This window comes from Undibacterium sp. FW305-107 (genome assembly GCF_058788535.1).
This window is the reverse complement of record NZ_JBYTAV010000001.1, coordinates 680,690-706,265: the sequence shown is the minus strand read 5'-3', so window position 1 is coordinate 706,265 and position 25,576 is coordinate 680,690. Positions and strand designations below refer to the sequence as shown.

The window sequence follows — 25,576 nt, the reverse complement described above, 5'->3', positions numbered from 1 at the left end:
AGGAGGATTTATGCAAAACCGACGTCAATTTTTACTGGCTGGCAGCATGCTGGCCATGAGCCCCATGTTATCAGCAGCCCCCGCCGGTAATTCATCCAACACTGCGTTCGAAGTCCAGCGCACCGATGCCGAATGGCGTCGTCTGCTGACCGGCATGCAATACGAGGTCTTGCGCCGTGGCGCGACCGAACGGGCCTTTACCAGCCCACTCAATGATGAACATCGCAGTGGCCAGTTCAGTTGCGCTGGTTGCCAGTTGCCGCTGTTTTCATCGAAGACCAAGTTCGACAGCGGCACTGGCTGGCCCAGTTTTTATGCGCCGCTGGAGCGCGCAGTCAACAATGTGACCGACACCACCTTTGGCATGCTTCGTACAGAAGTACTGTGCCGCCGCTGCGGTGGTCATCTCGGCCATGTATTTGATGACGGCCCGCGTCCTACCGGCCTGCGCTATTGCATGAATGGTATAGCGATGACATTCACCCCCGGCAAAGCCTGAGAACCTGCTTACGATCTAAAGCGCGTGCGCAATCGGAGTTCATGCGGGGTTCATGCGCTGCATTTTTGTTAACCTGGCCCCGCTGACCCCCGCTCGCTATAGATCGTAAACACGTTCTGAACTGTACACAGAAAGCAAACATGTTGTTGATACTTATTTCTTATCTTGGTGGCGTGCTGACCATACTCAGCCCCTGCATCCTGCCGGTGCTGCCGTTTGTCTTTGCCCGCACCGGCCAGCCCTTCCGCCGCAGTGGCTTGCCTCTGCTGGTGGGTATGGCGCTGACCTTTGCCGCTGTTGCCACATTGGCTGCGGTGGGTGGCAACTGGGTGTTGCAGACCAATCAATATGGCCGATGGCTGGCAATGGCCTTGTTGGCTTTCTTTGGCCTGACGCTATTGTTCCCGCACCTGGCTGACAAGCTCACCAAGCCACTGGTAGCTGCTGGTGACCGTTTATCAAGTACGGCACAGGCAGATGGCGGTGGCATAGGTTCATCGTTATTGCTTGGTGTGGCGACTGGCCTGTTGTGGGCACCCTGTGCCGGGCCGGTACTTGGTCTGCTGCTCACTGGCGCAGCACTCAATGGTGCGAGTGTACAGACAACTTTCCTGCTGCTGGCGTATGCTGCCGGTGCCGCGACTTCACTGGCAGTGGCCTTGCTGATAGGTGGCAAGGTATTTGCCGCGATGAAACGCTCACTGGGTGCTGGTGAATGGGTACGCCGCATTTTGGGTGCTGCGATGATAGCCGGTGTTGCTGCGATTGCGCTGGGTCTGGATACTGGCCTGCTGACACGCTTATCTACTGTTGCCACCTCAGGTTTGGAACAGCAATTGATAGACCGCTATGCGCCAAATTCACCGGATGTACAAGCCAATCCAGCGCAGACACAGACCGCACCGCAACAGGGAGCGATGATGGCCTCGAATGCAATGATGGCATCGAACAAGCAGATGACATCTAACATCATGGCGCCATCGAATGCCATGATGTCTGCCCATGGTAGCAATGCAGCTACAGCAGGCGCTTTACCAGAAGAAGGGGGCATGCCAGCGTTGGATGGTGCAACACAATGGCTCAATTCCAAACCACTGACTGCGCAAGAGCTCAAAGGCAAGGTCGTGCTCATCGACTTCTGGACCTACTCTTGCATCAACTGTCTGCGCAGCCTGCCGTATGTGCAGGCATGGGCGAAGAAATACCGTGACCAGGGCCTGGTCGTGATTGGTGTGCACGCGCCTGAATTTGCGTTTGAGCGTGATCCTGCCAATGTCAGCAATGCCGTGCGTGACCTGGGTATCAGCTACCCGGTTGCCATCGACAACAACTATGCAATCTGGCGTGCCTTTGGTAACAAATACTGGCCTGCGCATTATTTCATCGATGCCAATGGCCGCATACGCCACCATCATTTTGGTGAAGGTGAATATGTGCAATCTGAACAGGTGATACAGCAATTGCTGGAAGAAGCAGGGCAGAAAAATGTCGCCAATGATGTCGTCATCGAGACGGGGGCGGCTGGTGCACAAATGGCAGCGGACGATAGCCAGGTCAAATCACCAGAAACCTATCTTGGTTACAGCCGCGTGCAAAACTTTGTGTCAACTGGCGGTGTACAGCAAAACCGCAATGCCGATTACAGCTTGCCAGCGCAACTGACGCTGAATCAATGGGGTCTGGCAGGTAACTGGAAGGTACAGGAAGAGCATGCCGCCCTGACGCAGAAGGGTGGGCGCATCACTTACCGCTTCCATGCCCGTGACCTGCATCTGGTGCTGGGTCCAGGCAAAGACGGCAAGCCCGTGCGTTTCCGCGTCACTATTGACGGCGCTGCACCTGGTGCAGCGCATGGCAGCGACATAGCAGCCGACGGTGCCGGCACCGTAACTGGACAGCGCTTGTACCAACTGGTGCGGCAATCCGGTAAAGTCGTCGGGCACACTTTCAGCATAGAGTTTCTTGATCCGGGAGTAGAGGCCTACGCCTTCACTTTTGGTTGATTTTCCTTCTACAAGGAGTACGGCATGAAAATAGCAAACAGATTCACAGCACTGGTGCTGGGCATAGGCAGTGTCGCCGCAGCACTGGTTTTGAATGGTCAGGTAAGGGCCGGTGAGGCAGCAGTCATCATTGCCGCCCCAGTGGCGGATGCACCGGCAGGCAGCGCCAAGACGGAGACCGCAGTGTTTGCCGGTGGTTGCTTCTGGGGTGTGCAGGGCGTTTTCCAGCATGTACGTGGCGTCACCAATGCAGTCTCGGGCTATGCCGGTGGCAAGGCAGCTACTGCGCATTATGAACTGGTAGGTTCAGGCGCAACTGGTCATGCAGAAGCAGTGCAGGTGACCTATGACCCCACCCAGATCAGTTATGGCAAGCTGCTGCAGATATTTTTCTCAGTTGCACATGACCCCACCCAGTTGAACCGCCAGGGTCCGGATAGTGGCACGCAATACCGTTCCGCGATTTTTCCAGCCACGCTGATGCAACGCGATGTAGCTGAAAAATACATGGCCCAACTGAATGCCTCGCATGCTTTCCGTAGCAAACTGGCGACTACCCTGGAAGCAGACACAGGATTTTTTCCGGCAGAGGGCTATCATCAGAATTACCTGACCCTGCATCCTAATGAGCCATACATTGCGATCAACGACTTGCCCAAGGTCGAGAACCTCAAGCGTGTCATGCCAGCGGTATATAGGCCTGATCCGGTTCTGGTGCGCAAGGGTATTTGAGTAGATGATGTCAAAAACCGGTCAGGTGATGCTGGCTGGTTTCCATGCGCATTTTTGATATGTAAGGCTGCTCATACATTTATACCTTGATCCGCTTGAAATTTGACGCATAATGGCAAAATTGCATTAATGCTCACTTATGTTCAGGAGACCGGTATGGAAATGAATCTGGCACCCGAAGTCATTGCACAAACCCTGGAAGCAACGCTGAAGCGTTTGCGTGTCGCCTACCGCGCCCAGCCTCATCCTGATCTGCAACAACGATTGGACTGGCTCAATCGCCTGGAAAAAATAACCGTGCAACATGGCGCTGAAATCAACAAGGCGATCAGCAAGGATTTTGGGCATCGCTCTGCACATGAAACCGAACTGGCAGATTTATCGTTGATTGTTTCTTCCATCAAGCACACCAGGCGCCACCTTGCTGGCTGGATGAAGCCACAGCGTGCTGCTACCGCCCTGCAATATTTGCCTGCAAAGAACAGGTTGCTGAGCCAGCCCCTGGGTGTGGTTGGCATCATCTCTCCATGGAATTATCCGCATCAACTGGCGCTGGGGCCTACCATTGCCGCCTTTGCCGCAGGCAACCGCGTCATGCTCAAACCGTCAGAACTGACGCCACATTATTCAGCACTGCTGGCGAAGCTGGTTGCTGATTATTTCTCTGAGGATGAAATGGTGGTTGTCACTGGCGGTGCCGATGTAGCGAAAGCATTTTCTGAACTGCGTTTCGATCACCTGGTGTTCACAGGTTCAACCGCAATCGGCAGGCATGTGGCAGTTGCTGCAGCCAAAAACCTGACACCGGTAACGCTGGAACTCGGTGGCAAATCCCCGGCCATAGTGGATGCCAGCGCCAATATCAAGACCGCCGCAGCCAGTCTGGCTTTTGGCAAATTACTCAATGCAGGCCAGACCTGCGTGGCACCAGATTATGTGCTGGTGCCAGCAGACAAGCGTGATGAACTGGTGGCAGCGTTGATGGCCGCCACGGGCAAAATGTACCCGGTGCTGGAAGACAATCCAGACTACACCGCCATCATCAACGACCATCATTACCAGCGCCTGCAAGGCTTGTTGAATGATGCAGTCGAGCAAGGTGCGCAATTGCTGCCACTCACCAGCACTGCCCAGTCTGCAGGCATGACAGCCGCACGCAAACAGGCACCGGTGCTGGTCTTGAATGCCACGCCAGACATGCGCATCATGCAGGAAGAAATTTTTGGTCCCTTGCTGCCGATCATCACCTATCAGGGCGACATCAAAGAGGCGATAGAATTCATCATTGAGAGAGAGCGTCCGCTGGCCCTGTACTGGTACGGCACTGACAATCGTAACCGCGACCTGGTGCTGCAACAAACCGTCTCTGGTGGTGTGACCATCAATGATTGCCTGTGGCATCTGAGTCAGGAATCACAGCCTTTCGGTGGCGTTGGTGCCAGCGGCATGGGTGCCTACCATGGCGAATGGGGTTTCCGTGCGCTGAGCAAGGAGAAGCCTGTGTTCTATCAAAGCAGCCTGAATGGCATGCACCTGCTTTATCCGCCTTACGGAAAAACCTTTGCACGCATGCTGAAGTTATTAAAGCTTATAGGCTGAGAATTAATTTCTATATACCTTATCGACTTGCATCACCAATTCACATCATTAATTTGAGGAAAAGTAAACATGACTTTGTCGCAAGATGCTGGAGTACTGCTATTTTCTTATGGAACCCTGCAAGATAAGGCGGTGCAACTTGCCAATTTTGGCCGTGAACTTGCAGGCAAGCCAGATTCCCTGCCTGGCTATGCGCAAACAATGCTCGCCATAGCTGATCCTGATGTCGTGGCAACCAGTGGCAAGACGCATCACCCCATCGTCCAGGCCAGCGCCAACCCCGCTGATGAAGTTGCTGGCACTGTCTTTACGATCACCGCGCAAGAGCTTGCAGCCGCAGATGCCTATGAAGTGGCAGACTACAAGCGTGTTTCGGTATCCCTGAAGTCTGGCAAGCAAGCCTGGGTGTATATACGCGCCTGATTTTTTTTATGGGCTTTACAATTAACCAGCCTGCCCATCTGACCTTGCCTTCAGGTAGATGGGCAGCATCATGGCGACCCAGCAGGCCAGCAGGGCGAGCCAGGCGCTTGCAGAGACCGTGATGAGAAAACTGTATGACAGCAGGCTTCCCAAAATGCGCAACAGGGCGGCAATATGCAAGCCCAGGTAAATACCCCATAACAGGCCGGAAGCCTGCAGCGGGCGACCGCTGTGGCCATAAGTAACCCGGCTGACAAATGCCACCAGCATGGTACCCATGAAACCCAGGGCCAGCGCATGCACGGGCGCAGACCCTACTGATACGCCATACGCGCCCACAGCCTGCAGGGCAAAGACGATCGCAAGCCAGGCAAACGACAGATGCAGCATGGCCAGCAGCCGGTTTGCCATGCTGCGCAGCAGACCCCAGCGCCAGGAGGTATACATGAAACTCAGGCTCATCATTGTGGCCGCGCCTGCTTCCAGCCAGCGCCATTGCAGGCTGCCGCTGATCACCAGCAAACCACAGCCGCTTAACCAGGCAAGCAGCAACCAGTAAGGACGCCAGACCACATAAGGCTTGATGATATTGCTGCTAAAAAATGGCAGCATGCGATGGCAGACTGTCAGGAACACCGGCAGTAAAAAACCAAAGAAGGCGCATTGCCGGGCGGCAATCCATGCATCTGTCCAGCCACAACTCCACATCAGGGTCGCTGCCAGTGCACATGCTCCACCGCACATGGCAAGCAGGATGGCAATCGCATGTTTTTTATCCGGCACCGTGCTGCGTTTGATCAAACCGGCCCAGCGCCAGGTCACTGCCAGCCAGGCGCATAGCATCAGTGCAAAACCTGAACTGCGCAAAGGCGACAAACCCAGGCTGGCTGCCAGCATGGCCAGCAGCAGGCCGCAAAAATAGGTGGCTCCATGCAGCAGGAAGTAATCATCGTCAGCGCTGACAGCCAGCCATTTGGGCCCGGCAGTGAAAGTAAAACCCAAAATGAACAAGGGGAAGACACCTAGCGGCATCAACAAGGCATGCAAAGGTATGGCCATGGTTTGCGGATGCTGTAGCTGCAACCACCACCAGAAAAACAGGATAAAGACAGACACAGTACCGAGAAAGAAATACAGCCTGTGGGGGGCGCTGGCAAGACGTTTCATGATCATGTATCCCTTGGGTGGGGCCAGGGAGGCCCCGCAAAATATAAGCCTGGTATCATGCTTGTGGCTCCAGGGTTTGTAGTGTCTGCACTGCATCTTCGACCTGTTGCCAGATATGTTCCCTCTCATCTTCAGTGGCATCAGCATGGAAGCGCTTGCGCGCGCCTTGCTGGTTCAGCACCAGATGGACATCAGGGACAACACCTGCCTGTTGCAGGCAAGCTTTGACACAGGCCAGTGCGCAGCCATCCAGTGCGAGTACAGGCCTGCCAGATTGCGCCAGTTTAACCAGGCTGGCAACGCCACCACCAACGCCACTGATGCAGGACATCTGTGCCTTTTGCTCGCGGTCCAGCCTGAGCGCACAATCATTGGCCAGTTGCGCGACACTGGAACAGCCAGAGCAGGAATACACCAGGGGCAGTGGCACGGTTTTCATCACACACCTTCACCTGCCTGCATGAAGCGCTGACCAAAGCGGGCGAGCCAGGCCGGGCGTTCGCTGGCATCAAGCCAGTATTTGACGGCGATGCCCAGTTCAGTGTCACCTTCCATCTTCAAACGGCGGCGGAAGAACAGGGTGTCGGCATCTTCCTGGCCAGTTGCCAGTTTTAAAAAATCCATGGCGCTGGCAGACAGGCTGACATCCGGCTGGGGCAGAGATGATAATGGCTTGAATTTGCCAGCCTCGCAGTAAAAACACAGCGACAAACCGAGGTCTTCTACCCTGATACGAAAATTCTTGCCGTACAGGCTCTCAGGTGCGACCAGCAGTGCCCGCCGCCTGGCCAGTTCAAGCAGCAGCATCAAAGGGGCATTCGCCAGTGGTGCAGGCAAATAGCTGCCAAGTTTTTGTACACTCTGGGGAAAACGGAAATTACTCAGATCCATGTTGATTTATCCTTCCCCCGCCAGCCATTGCATGCCGGGTTTATCCATCCAGTAGCCATTGCTGCGCTGTGCATGGGGAGGCAGCAGGGTCTCGCTGACATCGGCAGCCAGCTTTGCCGTTCTGGCGCTGTCAAATGCTGCAATCACTTCTGCCATGTCTTGTGACTGTGGCTGCAGGCGCAAGATATCCACCTGCATGGCGGCCAGTTCAGGTAATTGCGCACCCAGATCGACGCAACTGGCACTCTGGGTCTGTATGCCATTGATGGTCAAAAAATCCTTGCCGTCACGGGTGGCCAGTGGCAGGCCGTCCGCGTATAGCTCACAACGGAATTCACAACTGTCCTTGCGCAGGCGATGATGTCTCGCGGTGAAGCAGCGTGATGAAAAAGCCAATGCCATGCGCCCCCAGACCTGTACTTCAGTCTGCATCTGTTCACCGCGTTGCTGTTGCAAGGCTGCCAGCGCATCGCGCCCCATTTCCAGCGGTGGTAAAAAGCGGCAAGCACCGAGGCTGGCCAGCCATGCCAGACTGTCTGCATGATAGATATTCAGATGCGGCCCGGCGACAAAGGCCTTACCCTGCATGGCGCGCACGGCACTGTAGTCATTCGCCTCGACCAGGAAGTCTTCTTCGCAGGCACGTTCTATCATCCTGTGCATATTGCGCCGGTCGGCTTCACTGTCTATCAGGGTCAGGCTGGACAGCACGACCTGCTTGCCTGCATCCCTTAATTCCTTGCCCAGCGCCAGCCAGTCATCCAGTTTCATCAGATGACGGCGCGAGCAGGTGACTTCACCGAGATAGATAATATCGACCGGCCATTGCATGGCTTCGACATAAAAACTTAACGTATCCTGCCTGGACCAGTAATAGGCCAGGGGTGCGAGGGAAAGCAGGGCTGTGGTAGCGGGTAAGCTGGCAGTCATATTATTTCCACGGACGTTCAAAAGCGCCCTGAGTCACTTGCGCACCTTCGGCATGGCGGGCCAGGCTGGCTTGCCAGTCTGTGCGGAGTGTATAACGTTCTGGGTCGCGTTGGGCAGCATCGAGTGCCGCACGCAGGGTACCAACGACCTGGCTGACGTAATTCGGGCTGCGCTGGCGGCCCTCTATCTTGATCGCGGCAACACCCATATTGATCAGCTTGGGCAAGAGACCTATGGCATTCAGGCTGGTTGGTTCCTCCAGCGCATAGTCGATTTCACCTTCCACTTCAAAGCGCCCTTTGCACAAGGTCGGATAACCGGCAGCTTCACCGGGTGCATAGCGATCTATCAGGGTGCCGCCCAGACGTGCATACATGGTCTGGTCTTGTTCTTCCCAGCTTACGGCATGGGCTGGCGAACATACGCCTTTATTATTTGGTGAGTCGCCGGTGACATAGCTGGATAAAAGGCAGCGCCCTTCCGCCATGACACACAGGCTGCCAAAGCCAAAGACTTCGATTTCCACGCTGGTCTGGCGAATAATTTTTTCAATTTCTGACAGGGTCAGGACACGGGGTAGTACTGCACGTTTGATCGCAAATTGCTCACGCATGAGCTCGATTGCATCCAGGGTACTTGCCGAACCCTGCACCGACAAATGCAGGCGTAAATCCGGGTAGCGGTCACGGGCATAGGCCATCAGACCGGGGTCAGCCAGGATCACCGCGTCTGCACCCATTTGTACCGCAGTGTCAATTGCCGCCCGCCATTCGGCGACGGCACGCGCTTGCGGATAAGTATTGATGGCAAATAGAATTTGCCTGCCACGCGCATGGGCATAGGCGACACCTTGCCGTATCTCATGATCGCCAAAATTGAGGCCACCAAAATTGCGTGCATTGGTCGCATTGCGCAAACCAAGGTATACCGCATTCGCCCCTTTATCTACCGCTGCCTTCAGTGCGAGCAGACTACCGGCAGGAGCCACCAGATCTATAGGTTTCATGAATCAGATGGTAATGAAAATTATTCGCTGGGTCATTGTGCTGGGTCAAGAAAGCGGCGTTTCTTCAGACTTCAAGCCAATGCATGAATATTTTTCTGATAAGACTTGAGTGCTTCCTCGGATGATATATGTATGCTGGCACCACATACCTTGATCAAATGCTCATCCATCAACTGATGCAAAACACGGGACAAGGTTTCTGGTGACAAATTCAGCAGTGAGGCGACCAGGTGTTTTTTGAGTTCAAGACGGATGTCATTGCTATGCTGCGAGGCGGATAGCTGCAACAGATAATCAATCACTCTCTGGGTGGCGTTTTGCAGGGAATAACGCTCTACATTGCGGATAAAACCCAACAGGCGATAAGATAATCCGGCCAGCATTTGCCGGGATATCAATGGTGAGCGATCCAGCAATTGCAGCAGGGCCTGGCGGGGTATTTTCAACAGTAGCGTGTTCTCCAGAGCTTCTGCATAAAAAGGGTAGGGTTCATCCAGGAACATCATGGCTTCACCCAGGCTTTGTCCACCGCGTATCAACTCCAGGACTTTGTCGTTACCTTGCGATGAAGGCAGGCACAGCTTGACCAGGCCAAAAACCACGATGTAGGTGGCTTCTGCCATATCGCCTTTACGAAACAGCATTGCACCTTTGTCCAGCTCCAGCTTGACAACTTCTTTTTGCAATTCCCTGACATCTTCCTGCGAAATATGGCGGAACAAGGCATGATTTTGCAGCAGGCCCAACAAATTTATTTTCGTCATCACAGATCTCCGGCAAACTGATTGAGATCAAGTGTAGAAGTGATGTGCTGATATGCCTATACGCCGGGAGGACTAGGCCGCTGCTGCAAAGGGATGAGAAGTGGTTTTGCGTAAGTACTGAACACTTAATTTTTATCCATGCCGTGTTCGACTGCATACACAGCAATTTGCACACGGCTGGTCAGATTCAGTTTCTTCAAAATATTTTGCACGTGGATTTTGACGGTGCTTTCTGCCACATCCAGATTGCGGGCAATTTCTTTATTGCTTTCACCGCGTGCCAGACAGACCATGGTTTCGCGCTCCCTTGGCGTCAGTTTTTCTTTTTTGGGTATGTTATTCTGATTAAGACCGGAGCGAAATTGCATGACCAGTTTGGCTGTCATGGATTCGGCAATCACAGGCTCACCGGCAGCAGCGCGTTTAATGGCCTGCGTCAGATATTCAGCTTCTATGTTTTTTAATAAATAGCCACGTGCGCCATTTTTTAAGGCGGTAGTCAAATCCTCGGCCTCTTCTGAAACGGTCAGCATCAGGACAGCGGTATCGGGTAAGTCTTCAACGATGAGTTGCATGGCTTCCAGACCGGACAAGCCTGGCATATTCAAGTCCATCAGGACGACATCAGGACGTAATTGCTTGGCGCGTTTGACACCATCGAGACCATCGACAGCTTCACCGACCACTTCAAACTCTGGATTACGCTGCAACAATAAGCGTACACCACTGCGAAAAAGAGTGTGGTCATCCACCAGTAAAATCTTGATTGGCATTGGTATTCAGTGTCCCCAGTTTTTTATAAATAATGCTTATGCTACCAGACGTTCTTGCCGCAACAATTCCAGTGCGATGGTAGTGCCCTCACCAACCTGACTCTTGATATCGAATTTGGCGGCCAGTCGCTCTGCTCTTTCCTGCATGATGCGCAAGCCTACATGTGCTTCACCTTTTTCATGAACGCTGGCCATGTTGAATCCTTCACCGTCATCTGTCACAGTCAGGGAAAAATCCCGTTCATTCTGTACTTTGATCCTGACCTCACTGGCCTGTGCATGCTTGCGCACATTCGACAAAGCTTCTTGCAGAATGAATAGCACTTGTAATTGCTGTTCTGGCGCAAGAGGTGCGCCATTTCCGACGAACTCAATCTCACCATGCACACCAGTCTGACGCTGGAATTTGCCGACGACATTGCGCATTTCTGATTCCAGATTACTGTCTTGCAGGCGGGTGCGGAAATTAAGCAATAGCTCCCTTACGTCTTCATAGCTTTCCTGCACTCCGGCACGGAGCATGGGGGTGATATCCTTGATTTCTTCTACATCATTACGACTCAAGGAATCTTCCAGCATCTGTACTTGCAGATTCAGGAAATTCAAGCCTTGCGCAATGCTGTCATGCAGGCCTTGCGCCAGCAGATTGCGTTCATTCGATACGGCAAATTCTTTTTCTCTGGCGATCAGCCGCTGGTTTTCAATGGCAATACCCAGGTTTTTACCCAGTGTCTCCAGCAGGCGCCGTTCTTCGCTGGTGATGTCACGTTCCCTGGAAAAATGTAGCGAGAAGCTGCCTATGACTTGTTCGCGCGCCAGTATCTGGAAAACCGCCAGCGAGAAAAAGCCCTCTTCCTGGCAGCGATAACGGCGCTGCTGGTCCATCTTGCGGAAGTCGCGGACAATGATGATGCCCTGGTGGGTAGCAGCACCGCACAGACAATCATCCTTCTTGATGCAATGTTCCTCTTCTATCATTTGCTCCGAGATACCTTCATGTACCGTTATATGCAGGTTATCGCTCTGGTTATCGAGTATGCGCACGGTACCGCCATCGGCTTCTATTCTCTGCATTATCCGGTGCAGGAAGCCGCGACATAATTCTTCTATCGCATGCGGTCCTGCCAGGAAACCGGCAATTTCATACAAGGTGCTGATCTCATGATTCTGGTCTTGCAGCTTGCCGGTTTTTTCCGCAACGCGTTCTTCCAGAGTGCGGTGCACGCTTTGTACATGGTCAGCCATCTGGTTGAAGGCTTGTGCCAGGACACCGAACTCATCTTCAGTCTCAATTGGCAGGCGCACACTCAAGTCGTCCTTGGACATGCGTGCGATACCTGCCTGCATGCGTGTGACCGGGCCGACTATCCATAAATACAGCAGATATAACAGCGCAATACTGGCAGCGAGTGATAAAAAAATCAGGGCAGTCTGGCATAAACGCAACCAGGTCGTTTTCTCTGTCAGTTCGACTTCAACCAGTGATACCAGTTTATTGATGCTGTCCACGAAAACAGGTAATTCTTTGGTGTAGAGGGCCAGTGCCGCCTGCTTTGCTTGTGGATTCTTCTCTGCCAGTACTGTTCTGGCATAGACTTGTATATGTTGTTGCCATTCATTTTGTACCAATAGCATTTGCTCACGAATGGGCTTGGAAGCAGGCAGGAACAAAGGCCGTTTCGCATCACCGGCCTGCAAATCCGTTAAAGTACGATTGAAATCATCCAGCTCCTGCTCAATCCTGGTCGCTGCGTGATCGTGCTCAAGTTGCATGGCCAAACGGTAAGAACGCATGCGCAAACTGCCTGCTTCATTGATTGCAGCGCCACCACCCTCCAGTTGCCATGACAGCAACAAGGTGTAGCCAACTGCCGCCAGCGTAAGGCCCAGACCTATCAGTGTCGTCAGCAATATCCTGAAAGTCAGGCGCTTGCCTACTGGCAAGGTATGAGGTGAGCCTGATATAGGGTTCATGATGGATACTTTAGCTGGTATGTGTCAGATGTAGTAGATGTAGTATAAGCGCATTGCAGGCCATTTTTCATGGTTCGCTATACGAGACTTCTTTTATGACAGCCTTGCTGGCAATGTTCAGGGGGCATACCATGGGTAAAAAAGTGTCAGACCGTTCTGAATAGGCCAGCAAGGCACCCTTGCTCATATCAAAATACCAGCCATGCAAAGCGATGTCGCCTCTGGCCTCACGCTCTGATATCCAGGGAAAACTGCGCAAATTATTCAAGGAATTGATGATTGCCCCCAATTCGCAGGCGCGTATCTGTTCCGGTTCTGAACAATTCGCCAGTTGCTGCAGCACTTGCTGCTTGACTGGCTCCACTATCTTCATCCAGCGGCCGATGAAATCTATCTTGCGGCTAGGCTGGTAACCCTGCATCAGCGCCCGTATACCACCACATTTTTCATGTCCCATGACGATGATGCGTTTTACTTTCAGAGCCTCGACGGCAAACTGTATGGCGGCACTCACGCCATGTTGCTGTGCTGATTCATTGCAGGGTGGCACCAGGTTGGCGACATTGCGGACTACAAAAATATCGCCAGGGTCGCAATCCAGCAGCAAGGCAGGATCTACCCGTGAATCGCAACAACCTATCAATAAGGTGGTGGGATTCTGGCCGTGATTCAGCTTTTCAAACAGGCGGTCTTCTCCTGTGAAATATTTGCTTTGAAAACGCTGGAACCCTTCTATGAATTGCTGGATATTTCTGACTTCCATTTGCTACTCCATCATTCTGCTAACCGCCAGTTTGTGACATGAAACGGATGATCTTATGCGGCTGCTCCTTGAATTCATGGCGCTCCGGCTTTAATTCTATCGCTGTCCGTATGGCAGCATCCAGTTGCTGGTCACTGATACCGGAGCGCAGCAAGGGCCGCAGTTCAAATTTTTCTTCCTGCCCCAGGCACATGTATAAGGTGCCATCTACCGACAAACGCACCCGGTTGCAAGTGGCGCAAAAATGCTGACTGATGGGGGAGATGAAACCTATCGTGCCTTTGCTGTCGTCCGTGGTCCAGTAGCGGGCCGGGCCACCACCGAGTTCTGCCGCTGCGGGAACCAAATTAAACCGGCTGACCAATTGATCGCGTATAGGGCCTATATCCATATACTGGCTGTTGCGACCTGTCTCACCCATGGGCATGGCTTCTATCAGGCGCAGGATAAAGCCTTCTTCAAAACAGAATTGTGCCATGCGCATGATTTCATGGTCATTGATACCACGCATCACGACCATGTTCAGCTTGATAGGGTCAAACCCCGCTTGCTTGCCAGCCTGCAGCCCGGCCATGATGCTGGCGAAACTGTCGCGCCCCGTGATTTTTTCTGTACAGGCTCGGTCCAGACTGTCCAGGCTGACATTGATGCGGCGCACGCCTGCATCGTGCAAGACTTGTGCATGCTTGTGCAATTGCGTTGCGTTGGTGGACAGCGAAATGTCTTGCAAACCCGGCAAGCCGGATAGCTGTGCCACCAACTGTGGCAAGCCGCGGCGCAGCAAAGGTTCGCCACCCGTCAGACGCACACGCCCTACACCCATACGGGAAAATGCAGCGACAACCCTGGTGATTTCATTGAAGCGCAACCAGTTCTCAGGTTCTTCAAAGCCAGAAAAACCTTTGGGCATGCAATAACTGCAACGCAGATCACAACGATCAGTGACAGACAGGCGCAAATAACTGACCCGGCGGCCAAAACGGTCTGTCAGTGCAGGTACAGTTGAAGGAGGGGCAGGAGTTTCCATACCTGCATTGTGGTTGGAGACTGGCAACAGCACAATTCGCCGCCAAGCTAAAGGGACATAGTTCTTTCGGCGTATATGAAAGACTCATTCAGTTTTGAATATCAGCTTTAACTCGTGCCGGTAACGCAACAAACTCATGATCAACAAGCTACCCAGATAACCTTGGGATATAGAAAAAGCAAGTCCTGCGACACCAGGGAGCCAGCCCGGTGCCAGTGGCAGTAATAGCAACAAACCAAGCGCCAGTAATACCAGACGTGCTTGCCATAGCAGACGTTGCGGTGCCAATATTGCCTGCATGGTGGGGACACGCTGTCCCATCGGTATCTGCCTGCGCAAATGCAGGAATACCAGGAAGGGAATAACCTTGCCCAGCATCGCATTGACTGGCAACACCGCGCCACCGACCAAAACCAGTACAGCTATCCACCAGGATAGTGCCTGCGAGATAAACTCCGGCAAAATTAGTCCGCCAGCATGTTTCAGCACAGAAGGCAGGGCGGCCACTAGCGCGGCACAGACATAGCTGGCCGTACATACCAGCCATAAGCCCCATGCCGGATCAAAACGGCGCTTGGCACGCCACAGCGTCATGAAAGCAATTGATGCCAGCACGAAAATCACCAGGCAAGCGAATAACAAGGCAAACTGCTGCAACGCTGGCCAGATTGCCAATAACAAAGGCAGCCACAGCACACCGGGCAAAGCCTTTTGCCAATACGCTGTCGGGCGTTTGGTTTGCCAGAACATGGGGACCGTCGTCGATGCGATACCAACTACCAGCGTCGCTATCCAGCCTGCTAACCCCCAGCCCACATGCAAGTCCAGCAAGTACATGACATCAAGTTGCCACCAGCCAGCAAAATTACCTGCCAGGCTGATACCCAGCGTCACGACCAGCAAGAACGCCAGTGTTATCCAGCGCAATGTACGGGTAGTGCTATCGACGACCACGACTTTGCAGGCTGCTATCAGCAAAGAGACGGTGACGGCACCGTACAGTAGTGCAGCCAGGATGCCAGCCAAAATAAATCCAGCGGTGATACCCTGCAAAAATCCCAGGCTAAGGCCAACTGCGATCAAGGCAGAGCCAAGCGCCACAAAAGGTGCTATCTTGCGCGCGCCTGTTACTGCCTGCCCTGCCACCACAGGCATCAATTGAAACAGCGCGCCTATCATGATGGGGGCCAGCATCCCCAGTACCAGGCAGTGAGTCAGCGCCAAAGCCAAAGGCGCAAACCGGTCTGGCAAGCCTTGCTGTGGGCCAAATGCCAGCAACAAGCCTGTCAGCGCCCCCATCCAGGGCGCAGGCAATAAACAGCCAAAGATAGTGGCTGGCGAAGGAGACAGCTCGTAGTTAAGAATTTTTACGCCAGCCATAAATGGCAATCTGTGTATTGCTTAAGTATGCAACAGCGAGACTCTTTAGGCGCAAGAACAGGCACCACAACATGTACTACCCATGCCCAGAACTGCTTCCAGATTGGGGATACTGCCACCACACATGGGATACAGAATATTCTCTTCCTTGATATTGTGTTGCTGTATCAGGACATTGAGTGTATCCAGCACAGCCAGCGCCTGTTCTGCCTGCCCGGCTTCAATCGCAACATTTGCTTCGTCGCGCAAATTGCGGATTTCTATATGTTCGGCGCGCATGACCACCGTAGGGCCATGCAGCATGCCGGTTGCTTTTTCGAGAGCCGGGAAAAGCTTTTCTTCTTCTACAGAAAAATGGCTATTCAGTTGCTCACTGAATAAACGGAAATTCCTTTGGGCAGCCGCCATATCACCCTTGTGTAAAGCAGCTTCACAGCGATTCAATTGCTCATCGCATTCTGTGTGCTGAAGTACGAGTTGTTTCATTGCTTGCGACATGATTTTATTTCCCTGACTATTGGACTAATGGAGTATCTGCGCCTTGTATATCTATTCCAGAAATCTTTGCACGCCCCACCAGCAATTGCAGATACTGGCGCAAAGCATGATCGTGGCTGGCCTGGTGCATAGCCTTCGCGATATTGCCTTCTATGTCTTCAAAGGGCAGTAAATTTCCATCCATCTTGCGACCCACGAGGATGATGTGCAGACCGAAGCGGGTTTCTACCAGCTTGGGAATAATGCGCCCAGGCTCTGCCGCAAATACGGCTTGTTCAAACTCCGGCACTGTCGCACCGCGTGTTATCTGCCCCAGGCTGCCGCCTACTTCGCTCGAAGGGCAATTTGAATTTGCTTTCGCATATTCGGCAAACAGGGACGGATTTTCCAGCAAATCTGCCAGTACCACAGAAGCATGCTTGCGCAAGGCATCCAGGTCTACACCAGGTGTCACCTGAAACAGGATGTGACAGGCTTCTGCCAACTCACCGACCTTGAAGCGGTCAGGATAGGCATGATACTGACGCAGACATTCCTCACGCCCTGGTGTCGGCACCTTGACTTCTTGTTGCAGCAAAGCCTCGACACTGGCGTCATCATCTTCATGCTGCAAGCCCAGATGCTGCGCCTCATCCAGCAAGACACGGCGCAACACCAGTGCGGTCATGGCGCTTTTCATCGCATCTGCTGCATCTTGGTGTGCAGGCAATTCCTTCTCCATATCGGCATCTGTCAGTTCGTAATCATTGACAATGACTGGCATATTGTTCTCCCTAACGTAACTTACTAAGCTTATTGAATCTATGGATAAATCAGCGCGGCCTTACCAGTTGCCATGCACGGCTGATATAAGTCACTGAAGCAAATCCACTCCAGACATGTACCAGGCGGGTGAATGGGAAGATCACGAACAGGCTAAGTCCCATGAATAAATGCAGCTTGAACAGCAAAGGAGCAGCAACGATGAACTCGGCAGCATCACCCTTGAAAGTGACGATGTGCTGGGCCCAGGTCATCAGCAAGACCATCATGTGGCCATCGCTATGATTCGCCGATTCAAAAATCGTCGACAGGCCCAGACCCAGTGTGACGAATATCCATAACAGCAAGACCTTTTCCCCTGTTTTTGTCACTGCAGAGATACGCGCATCGGTAAGACGGCGGTGCAACAGGATCAGCAGGCCCAGCATGCACAGCGTGCCAAAGATGCCACCAGCAACAATGGCGATCATTTGCTTGAAGCTGTGGCTGATGCCCAGCGTGTCCCACACGATGACAGGCGTCAGCAAACCCACCAGATGGCCAAAGAACAGACCCAGTATCCCCACATGGAACAGGATATTTCCCAGTCGCAGATTGCCGGTATGCAGCATCTGAGATGAATCACTCTTCCAGGTATATTGTTCACGTTCAAAACGTGCAAGGCTGCCAAAAAGAAAAATAGCCAGCGCGATGTAGGGATAAATCCCATAAATAAATTGATGCAGATAAGTCATGATGGTCTCCCTGATTATTGGGCTGCAGCAGCACCTTGTTTAGGCTGTCTGGGATAAAAATTCACGGTATGCGTGCCCGACAAATTGGGCTTCAACAAAGGCTCGACACCATCCGCACCAGGGCCAAAAGTTTCCATTGCGTCATCCATGTCGCGCACTGGAGGCTCACCCTGCTCATGTGGCACCACATCAGTCAATGTTGTCAGCAACAAAAACAGATTGGCGTAGGGGCTGTCCTTGCGTTGCAGACGCATGCCTATCGCAGCCAGTACATGGATGGCTTCACCGAGCAATTTTTCTGAAGTAGTTTCGTCCATCAGGCTCAGGAATTCCAGGAACAGTGGAACAAAATCCGGCAATTCGCTGGCCTCAGGTTCAAAGCCATGGGCGCGGTATTCTTCTATCAAATCCACCATGGCCTGCCCACGATCACGGCTTTCACCATGAATATGCTCAAACAGATGCAGTGACAAAGAATGCGTGCGGTCAAAGGTGCCTACATAATTTTCTTGCAGCGCAATCAGGTTGTTTGATTTCAGATAGTTCAATAAGGTCTGCAATGCATCCAGAAATACTGGCTCGTCTTGCAGCGCCTGCTCGATCTCTGGCAAGGCAGCAATAAGATCTGGCTGTGGGTAGCTCATCAATGCCGATAAAATGCGATAAATTTGCATACGATTTCCTTTTTACGTCAGGTCAGGGCGCACTTGCTGCGCTCTGACAAATTATTCGGTGGTCGACATTTTCTTGCGCGACTTGGGCATTTCCACAAAAATCACGCTGCCTTGTGGTTTCTTGCCAAACAAGGCACCATCCGAGGTACCGCCCGAACAACCATTACCAAAAGTAAATCCGCAACTGCCTTTTTCATTGAAGCTGTCTTCCACCATTTCCTTGTGTGAAGACGGAATCACGAAGCGGTCTTCATAGTTGGCAATCGCCAGCGTCTGATACATGTCTTCAACCTGGGCTGCATTCAGCCCGACCTGTTTCAAGACCTCATGATCGAGTTGTCCGTGCACAGTTTCAGAACGCTTGTAGGCACGCATGGCCAACATGCGTTCCAGGGCGTTGGTGATCGGTTCTTCCTTACCTGCCGTCAGCAAGTTCGCCAGGTAACGCACAGGTATGCGCAAGGACTTCACATCAGGAATGATGCCATTCATGCCCATGTGACCTGCCTCAGCTGCCTTTTGTATAGGCGACAGAGGCGGTACATACCAGACCATGGGCAGGGTGCGGTATTCAGGGTGCAGGGGGAAAGCTATCTTCCATTCCATCGCCATTTTGTAGACAGGCGACTTTTGCGCCGACTGTATCCAGCTTTCAGGTATCCCATGCTTACGCGCTTCGGCGATCACTGCCGGGTCATGCGGATCAAGGAAGCAACCGAGTTGCGCTTCATACAAATCCTTCTCGTCTGGCACAGACGCTGCAGCTTCTATCTTGTCCGCGTCATACAGCAAGACACCCAGATAGCGTATGCGGCCTACACAGGTTTCAGAACAGACAGTAGGCTGACCGGCCTCAATGCGTGGGTAGCAGAAGGTGCATTTTTCTGCCTTGCCTGAGCTCCAGTTGTAATAAATCTTCTTGTACGGGCAGCCAGAAATACACATGCGCCAGCCACGGCATTTATCCTGGTCCACCAATACGATGCCATCATCTTCACGTTTGTAGATAGAACCGGACGGGCAGGACGCAACGCAGGCCGGATTCAGGCAGTGTTCGCACAGACGCGGCAAATACATCATGAAAGTGGATTCAAATGTGCTGTACATCTCTTTTTGCACACCTTCAAACAAGGCATCCTTACTGCGTGCGCTGAACTCACCACCAAGATCATCTTCCCAGTTCGGGCCCCAGACTATCTTGTCCATCTTCTTGCCAGTCAGCACAGAGATAGGGCGTGCTGTCGGCGGGGTCTGCATCAGGGGCGCGTTTTGCAGATGCTCATAGTCAAATGTGAATGGCTCGTAATAATCATCAATCGATGGCAAGTTCGGGTTGGCGAAAATATTGGCGAGTATGCGCAACTTGCCGCCCTGTCTTGGTTCCAGCTTGCCAGCCTCAGTGCGGTGCCAGCCGCCTTTCCATTTCTGCTGGTTTTCCCATTCTTTGGGATAACCTATGCCAGGCTTGGTTTCCACGTTATTGAACCAGGCATACTCAACACCGTCACGGCTGGTCCAGACGTTCTTGCAAGTGACCGAGCAGGTATGGCAGCCTATGCATTTATCCAGGTTCAGCACCATGCCGACTTGTGCGCGTATTCTCATGATGCTGACTCCTCTTCTAGTTTGCCTTCCAGCCAATCTACTTTCTTCATTTTTCTCAGGACGATGAATTCATCCCTGTTACTGCCTACGGTGCCGTAATAATTGAAACCATAAGCAAGTTGCGCATAGCCGCCTATCATGTGGGTAGGCTTCAGGACTGCGCGTGTGACCGAGTTATGGATGCCACCGCGTTTGCCGCTGAGTTCTGCCCCCGGTGTATTGACGATTTTTTCCTGAGCGTGATACATCAGGCACATGCCTTTGGGCACACGCTGGCTGACCACGACGCGAGCGGTCAAAGTGCCATTGCTGTTAAAGACTTCAACCCAGTCGTTATCGACCAGACCGGCTTCTTTTGCTTCGCCTTCAGATATCCACACGTGCGGGCCACCACGGCTCAGTGTCAGCATGCGCAAATTGTCAGAATAGGTGGAATGGATACCCCATTTTTGATGCGGTGTGATGAAATTGAGAACGATCTCTTTTTCACCATTCGGTGATTTATTCAGCATCGGTGCCACGGTCTTGGTATCAATCGCCGGTTTGTAGACACACAAACCCTCACCAAAATCCAGCATCCAGCGGTGATCCTGGTAGAACTGCTGGCGACCAGTCAACGTGCGCCAGGGTATGTATTCATGCACATTGGTGTAACCGGCGTTGTAGCTGACTTCTTCAGATTCCAGGCCAGACCAGGTCGGTGCAGAGATGATCTTGCGTGGTTGTGCCTGCACATCGCGGAAGCGGATCTTGTCATGTTCACGGCCAACGGCCAGATGGGTGTGATCACGACCGGTAATCTTGCCCAGCGCTTCCCATGCCTTGACGGAGACATGGCCATTGGTTTCTGGTGCGAAGGTGAGTATCATTTCGCAGGCGTCGATGGCGCTTTCCAGGCGTGGGCGACCTTTGCTGACACCTTCTTCAGTCACGACTTTGGTAATGCCACCGATTTCCTTGACTTCATGTTCGGTGTTCCAGTTGATGCCTTTACCGCCGTTGCCCAGTTTGTCGAGCAATGGCCCTATCGAAGTAAACTTCTTGTAGATATCTTTATAGTTGCGTTCTACTACGAAGAAATTAGGGGCAGTCTTGCCGGGTATCAGATCGCATTCACCTTTCTTCCAGTCCTTGGGTTCAAAAGCCTGACCAAGTTCACCAGGGGTATCATGCATCAAAGGTTGCAATACGATGTCCTTGCGGGTACCGAGATATTCACCGCCAATTTCAGTAAATTTCTTGGCAATGCCTTTATAGATTTCCCAATCTGTCTTGCTTTCCCACAGCGGTTGCACTGCTTCACTCAATGGATGGATGAAAGGGTGCATGTCAGAGGTATTGAGGTCATCCTTTTCATACCAGGTAGCGGTCGGCAAGACGATGTCGCCGTACAAACAAGTTGTACTCATGCGGAAGTCGAGCACTACCAATAAGTCCAACTTGCCTTCTGCTGCCACAGGGCGGTATTTGACTTCAGATGGCTTGACCGCTTCATCAGGATCATCAAACAAGGCGTTTTGCGTGCCCAGCAAATACTTGAGGAAGTATTCATGCCCTTTGCCAGAACTACCGAGGATATTCGAGCGCCAGACAAACATATTGCGCGGGAAATTCTTGGGATTGTCCGGATCATCACAGCTCATGTTGACTGTGCCTGATTTCAGGCTGTTCTTCAAATAATCTTGAGGTGTCATGCCTGCTTTTTCTGCCGCATCACAAACATCCAGAGGATTGGTTTCCAGTTGCGGTGCTGATGGCAGCCAGCCCAAACGCTCAGACTTGGCATTCATGTCTATCATGCTCATGTGGCTGATCTTGGACTTGTCTGCAGTCGGTGCGAGTATCTCATCCATCGCCAGTTTTTCATGACGCCATTGGCTGGTGTGGGCATAGAAGAAGCTGGTGCCATTCATCTGGCGTGCTGGCCGTACCCAGTCACTGGCAAAGGCCAGCGGTGCCCAGCCAAATTGTGGGCGCAGTTTTTCTTGCCCGACATAATGCGCCCAGCCACCACCGGATTTTCCTATGCAACCGCACATCATCAGCATATTGATGATGCCGCGATAAATCATGTCGTTGTGGTACCAGTGATTCAAGGCAGCACCAACGATTACCATACTTTTGCCTTCGGTATCATGGGCATTTTGCGCAAACTCACGCGCTACCTGTATCACCAGATCACGCTTGACGCTGGTATGTTTTTCTTGCCAGGCTGGTGTATAGGGGACATCATCGTCATATGAGCTGGCAACAGCACCGCCCAGACCCTGGTCAACACCATAATTTGCCATTGACAAGTCATAAACAGTGGCTACCAGTGCAGTACTGCCATCGGCCAGAGTGACGCGTTTTGCTGGCAAATGACGCAACAACATATCATTGGCATCAGTGCCACCAAAGTAATTGAACCCTACCGTGACCACTTCGTCATGCTTGGCTATCAGGCTCAGTTGCGGGTTGATGGCACGACCAGAATTACCGTCTTTGGCTTCCAGGTTCCAGCGTCCGACTTTGGCACCTTCATCGAATTTACCTTCACCCCAGCGATAGCCGATAGAGCCATTGGGCGACACGATGTCACCTGTGATTTCATCGATAGCCAGTGTTTTCCAGTCTGGATTATTGGCTTCGTTCAGGTTGCCCGGCAATTGCGAAGCACGCAGCATCTGGTCTGGTACATAGCAGCCATTGCGCTCTACCAGGCGCACCAGCATGGGCATATCAGTATATTGTTTGACATAACTGCGGAAGTAGGCAGACTTGTTACCGAGATGGAATTCCTTCAGTATCACATGGCCCATGGCCATGGCCAATGCGGCGTCAGTACCTTGTTTTGGGGCCATCCAGATGTCGCCAAACTTGACCATCTCACCAAAGTCAGATGACACGGCGACCGTCTTGGTACCCTTGTAGCGAACTTCAGTATAAAAGTGCGCATCTGGTGTACGGGTCTGTGGCACATTCGATCCCCACACCATCAGGTAAGTCGAGTTATACCAGTCAGCAGATTCAGGTACGTCAGTTTGCTCACCCCAGATTTGTGGGCTGGCTGGTGGCAGATCGCAATACCAGTCATAGAAGGACAGCGGTACGCCGCCTATCAGACTCAGGTAACGTGAACCAGCAGCGTAAGACACCATGGACATCGCCGGAATAGGCGAGAAACCAACCACACGGTCGGGGCCGAATTTTTTGATGGTGTAGGCATTCGATGCAGCAATGATTTCCTGTGCTGTATCCCAGTCAGCACGGACAAAACCACCAAGGCCGCGTATGGATTTGTAGCGTTTGGCTTTTTCAGGGTTCTGGCTGATGGCTTCCCAAGCGTCTATCGGTCCCATGGTCTTGCGTGCTTCCTGCCACATTTCCATGAGTCGGCCACGTATCATCGGGTATTTGACGCGCTGGGCAGAATACACATACCAGCTGTAAGATGCACCGCGCGGGCAGCCGCGTGGTTCGTGATTCGGCAGGTCAGGGCGGGTGCGTGGATAATCAGTTTGCTGGGTTTCCCAGGTAATCAAACCGTTTTTGACATAGACCTTCCATGAACAGGAACCGGTGCAATTGACACCATGGGTAGAGCGCACGATCTTGTCATGCTGCCAGCGGCTGCGATAGCCATTTTCCCATTTGCGGTCTTCTTCGACCACGGCACCATGACCATCGGAGAAGGTAGATTTCACCCGCGACATGAACTTCAATCTATCCAGAAAATGACTCATCGTAACTCTCCATATCAGGTGGGCGATGTACCCACATTTTCTTTACTTGTATATTGAGAGTGTAGGGATTCAAGGTGCTTTCGCCCATTCTTCGGTGCGGTGTAAGTCCTTGCGCATTCGCACTAGTCCGTCTAGTCCTTTAGAACTAGGGCATTGCCTGGCCCATGAAAAAACCTCACCCTGTGGTGGCACAGGGTGAGGTTTTTTTGACACTAGTAGTTAGCGAAAATTAGCAAGGCATCTCTGCACCTTTGCGCGAGTAATACCACCAGGTGATAGCCATGCAACTGACGTAGAAGGCGATGAACACATACAGCGCCATATCAGGTGCTCCCGTCATCTTGATGGAAGTACCAAAGCTTTGCGGGATAAAGAAACCACCGTATGCACCTATGGCACCAGAAAAGCCGAGCACAGCGGCGGATTCTTTGGCGGCATCCAGCCTGGCTTGTTTCAAGGCTGGCTCGCCCTTGCCCTTGGCTGCGCGTTCACGGTCGGTCTGGAAAATGATCGGTATCATGCAAAAGGTTGAACCATTTCCCAGGCCAGTCAAAATGAACATGATGATAAAAGACACCAAGAACGTCATAAACTGATGCTCATGCAAAGCGGGCAAAATGCCTGCTATTATAGTGGCTGCCATGGCGACAAAGACCCAGAATGTTAATCTGGCTCCACCTATTTTGTCAGAGATCATGCCACCAATTGGTCTTGCCAGTGCACCGGCCAAAGGCCCGAGAAAGGCAAATTTCGCGACATCAATTTCAGGAAACTGCGCCTTGATCAGCATCGCAAATCCGGCAGAAAAGCCGATGAAAGAACCAAAGGTACCGATATACAACCAGCACATCAGCCAATTGTGTTTGCGTTTGAAGATCACCGCCTGATCCGCAAAAGAAGCTTTGGCCGAGGCGATATCATTCATGCCAAACCAGGCCATCAGAGTTGCCACGACAATAAACGGTACCCAGATAAATCCGGCATTCGCCAGCCAGAACATATGGTCTGCACCTGTCTTGGCATTATGGAACAGGAAACCATCGCCAGAGATGCTGACACCAAACATGGCGGAAGAAATCACTAGCGGGGTAACAAACTGCACCACTGAGACACCCAGATTACCGATGCCCGCATTCATCCCGGTTGCATAACCTTTTCGTGATTTTGGGAAAAAGAAACTGATATTCGCCATACTGGAACTGAAATTACCACCACCAAAACCGCACAGCAGCGCCAGTATCAATAAGGTCGAATAGCTTGTAGTTGGATCCTGCAATGCAAAGCCCATGCCAATAGCGGGGATCAACAAACTTGCTGTGGAAATCGCCGTCCATTTACGGCCACCAAATACGGGCACCAGGAAAGAATAGAAAATCCGCAAGGTCGCGCCTGACAAGGCAGGCAAAGCCGTCAGGAAAAACAGCTGGTCTTTACTGAAATGGAATCCAGCCTTGTCCAGATTAGCCGCAACCACGCTCCACAGCATCCATACTGTAAATGCCAGCATCAGACTGGGTATGGATATCCATAAATTTCTATTGGCAATGGAGCTGCCTTCCTTGCGCCAGAACTCAAGATTCTCTGGCTCCCACCGGTTTAATACATGACTCATCATATGCTCCTGGTTTTCAATAACTTGTAATCAAA

At 52.3% G+C, this 25,576-nt stretch carries 23 protein-coding genes; 5 read left to right on the top strand and 18 right to left on the bottom strand.

Going from position 1 to position 25,576, the window contains the following annotated elements; all coding sequences use genetic code 11:
- Positions 1 to 10 precede the first annotated feature (10 nt).
- From msrB to AC3WQT_RS03280, 5 genes are all read left to right on the top strand, one after another.
- Entirely contained in the window at positions 11 to 499 is a 489-nt protein-coding gene (gene msrB, locus AC3WQT_RS03300) for a peptide-methionine (R)-S-oxide reductase MsrB (RefSeq protein WP_492702222.1), read from the top strand.
- A 140-nt stretch (positions 500 to 639) separates the two neighbouring features.
- Positions 640 to 2,502, top strand: coding sequence for a cytochrome c biogenesis protein DipZ (locus tag AC3WQT_RS03295; RefSeq protein ID WP_492702220.1), 1,863 nt, complete (start codon positions 640 to 642; stop codon positions 2,500 to 2,502).
- Between the two features lie 24 nt (positions 2,503 to 2,526).
- Positions 2,527 to 3,234: a peptide-methionine (S)-S-oxide reductase MsrA gene (gene msrA, locus AC3WQT_RS03290; protein WP_492702218.1), complete on the top strand. Its 708-nt coding sequence runs from the start codon at positions 2,527 to 2,529 to the stop codon at positions 3,232 to 3,234.
- Between the two features lie 156 nt (positions 3,235 to 3,390).
- On the top strand, positions 3,391 to 4,833 hold the full coding sequence (locus AC3WQT_RS03285) for a coniferyl aldehyde dehydrogenase (protein ID WP_492702216.1): 1,443 nt from the start codon (positions 3,391 to 3,393) through the stop codon (positions 4,831 to 4,833).
- Positions 4,834 to 4,902: 69 nt separating this feature from the next.
- A complete protein-coding gene (locus AC3WQT_RS03280; protein ID WP_492702214.1) occupies positions 4,903 to 5,256 on the top strand; it encodes a gamma-glutamylcyclotransferase family protein in 354 nt (117 codons plus the stop codon).
- Positions 5,257 to 5,277: 21 nt separating this feature from the next.
- On the opposite strand, the gene AC3WQT_RS03275 is transcribed toward AC3WQT_RS03280, so the two are convergent.
- From AC3WQT_RS03275 to AC3WQT_RS03190, 18 genes are all read right to left on the bottom strand, one after another.
- Complete coding sequence (locus tag AC3WQT_RS03275; RefSeq protein WP_492702212.1) at positions 5,278 to 6,423, bottom strand: NnrS family protein; 1,146 nt, start codon at positions 6,421 to 6,423, stop codon at positions 5,278 to 5,280.
- A gap of 55 nt (positions 6,424 to 6,478) precedes the next feature.
- Positions 6,479 to 6,862, bottom strand: coding sequence for a putative zinc-binding protein (locus tag AC3WQT_RS03270; protein WP_492702210.1), 384 nt, complete (start codon positions 6,860 to 6,862; stop codon positions 6,479 to 6,481).
- Positions 6,862 to 7,314 carry a ubiquinone anaerobic biosynthesis accessory factor UbiT gene (gene ubiT, locus AC3WQT_RS03265; RefSeq protein WP_492702208.1) on the bottom strand — a complete coding sequence of 151 codons (453 nt, stop codon included), beginning with the start codon at positions 7,312 to 7,314 and terminating at the stop codon, positions 6,862 to 6,864. The genes AC3WQT_RS03270 and ubiT overlap by 1 nt, the downstream gene beginning before the upstream one ends.
- 6 nt (positions 7,315 to 7,320) lie before the next feature.
- On the bottom strand, positions 7,321 to 8,244 hold the full coding sequence (ubiV, locus tag AC3WQT_RS03260; protein WP_492702206.1) for a ubiquinone anaerobic biosynthesis protein UbiV: 924 nt from the start codon (positions 8,242 to 8,244) through the stop codon (positions 7,321 to 7,323).
- Position 8,245: 1 nt separating this feature from the next.
- Positions 8,246 to 9,250: a ubiquinone anaerobic biosynthesis protein UbiU gene (ubiU, locus tag AC3WQT_RS03255; protein ID WP_492702204.1), complete on the bottom strand. Its 1,005-nt coding sequence runs from the start codon at positions 9,248 to 9,250 to the stop codon at positions 8,246 to 8,248.
- Between the two features lie 71 nt (positions 9,251 to 9,321).
- On the bottom strand, positions 9,322 to 10,014 hold the full coding sequence (locus AC3WQT_RS03250; protein ID WP_492702202.1) for a Crp/Fnr family transcriptional regulator: 693 nt from the start codon (positions 10,012 to 10,014) through the stop codon (positions 9,322 to 9,324).
- A 125-nt stretch (positions 10,015 to 10,139) separates the two neighbouring features.
- Positions 10,140 to 10,787, bottom strand: a complete 648-nt coding sequence (locus AC3WQT_RS03245; RefSeq protein WP_492702200.1) for a response regulator — start codon at positions 10,785 to 10,787, stop codon at positions 10,140 to 10,142.
- A 36-nt stretch (positions 10,788 to 10,823) separates the two neighbouring features.
- Positions 10,824 to 12,761: a type IV pili methyl-accepting chemotaxis transducer N-terminal domain-containing protein gene (locus AC3WQT_RS03240; RefSeq protein ID WP_492702198.1), complete on the bottom strand. Its 1,938-nt coding sequence runs from the start codon at positions 12,759 to 12,761 to the stop codon at positions 10,824 to 10,826.
- Between the two features lie 67 nt (positions 12,762 to 12,828).
- Positions 12,829 to 13,524 carry a carbonic anhydrase gene (locus AC3WQT_RS03235; RefSeq protein WP_492702197.1) on the bottom strand — a complete coding sequence of 232 codons (696 nt, stop codon included), beginning with the start codon at positions 13,522 to 13,524 and terminating at the stop codon, positions 12,829 to 12,831.
- A gap of 19 nt (positions 13,525 to 13,543) precedes the next feature.
- Positions 13,544 to 14,551, bottom strand: a complete 1,008-nt coding sequence (gene moaA, locus AC3WQT_RS03230) for a GTP 3',8-cyclase MoaA (RefSeq protein WP_492702195.1) — start codon at positions 14,549 to 14,551, stop codon at positions 13,544 to 13,546.
- 84 nt (positions 14,552 to 14,635) lie between these two features.
- The gene (locus AC3WQT_RS03225; protein WP_492702193.1) at positions 14,636 to 15,931 is read right to left on the bottom strand and encodes a hypothetical protein; all 1,296 of its coding nucleotides are present in this window, start codon (positions 15,929 to 15,931) and stop codon (positions 14,636 to 14,638) included.
- Between the two features lie 45 nt (positions 15,932 to 15,976).
- Entirely contained in the window at positions 15,977 to 16,429 is a 453-nt protein-coding gene (locus tag AC3WQT_RS03220; RefSeq protein WP_492702191.1) for a hemerythrin domain-containing protein, read from the bottom strand.
- Positions 16,430 to 16,445: 16 nt separating this feature from the next.
- On the bottom strand, positions 16,446 to 17,192 hold the full coding sequence (locus AC3WQT_RS03215) for a peptidylprolyl isomerase (protein ID WP_492702189.1): 747 nt from the start codon (positions 17,190 to 17,192) through the stop codon (positions 16,446 to 16,448).
- A 49-nt stretch (positions 17,193 to 17,241) separates the two neighbouring features.
- Positions 17,242 to 17,925 (bottom strand): respiratory nitrate reductase subunit gamma, encoded by a 684-nt coding sequence (gene narI, locus AC3WQT_RS03210; RefSeq protein WP_492702187.1) that lies wholly within the window; start codon positions 17,923 to 17,925, stop codon positions 17,242 to 17,244.
- Between the two features lie 14 nt (positions 17,926 to 17,939).
- Positions 17,940 to 18,599 (bottom strand): nitrate reductase molybdenum cofactor assembly chaperone, encoded by a 660-nt coding sequence (gene narJ, locus AC3WQT_RS03205; RefSeq protein ID WP_492702185.1) that lies wholly within the window; start codon positions 18,597 to 18,599, stop codon positions 17,940 to 17,942.
- A 51-nt stretch (positions 18,600 to 18,650) separates the two neighbouring features.
- The gene (gene narH, locus AC3WQT_RS03200) at positions 18,651 to 20,204 is read right to left on the bottom strand and encodes a nitrate reductase subunit beta (protein ID WP_492702183.1); all 1,554 of its coding nucleotides are present in this window, start codon (positions 20,202 to 20,204) and stop codon (positions 18,651 to 18,653) included.
- Positions 20,201 to 23,929, bottom strand: coding sequence for a nitrate reductase subunit alpha (locus AC3WQT_RS03195; protein ID WP_492702181.1), 3,729 nt, complete (start codon positions 23,927 to 23,929; stop codon positions 20,201 to 20,203). The genes narH and AC3WQT_RS03195 overlap by 4 nt, the downstream gene beginning before the upstream one ends.
- Before the next feature lie 229 nt (positions 23,930 to 24,158).
- Complete coding sequence (locus tag AC3WQT_RS03190) at positions 24,159 to 25,544, bottom strand: NarK family nitrate/nitrite MFS transporter (RefSeq protein ID WP_492702179.1); 1,386 nt, start codon at positions 25,542 to 25,544, stop codon at positions 24,159 to 24,161.
- Positions 25,545 to 25,576 lie beyond the last annotated feature (32 nt).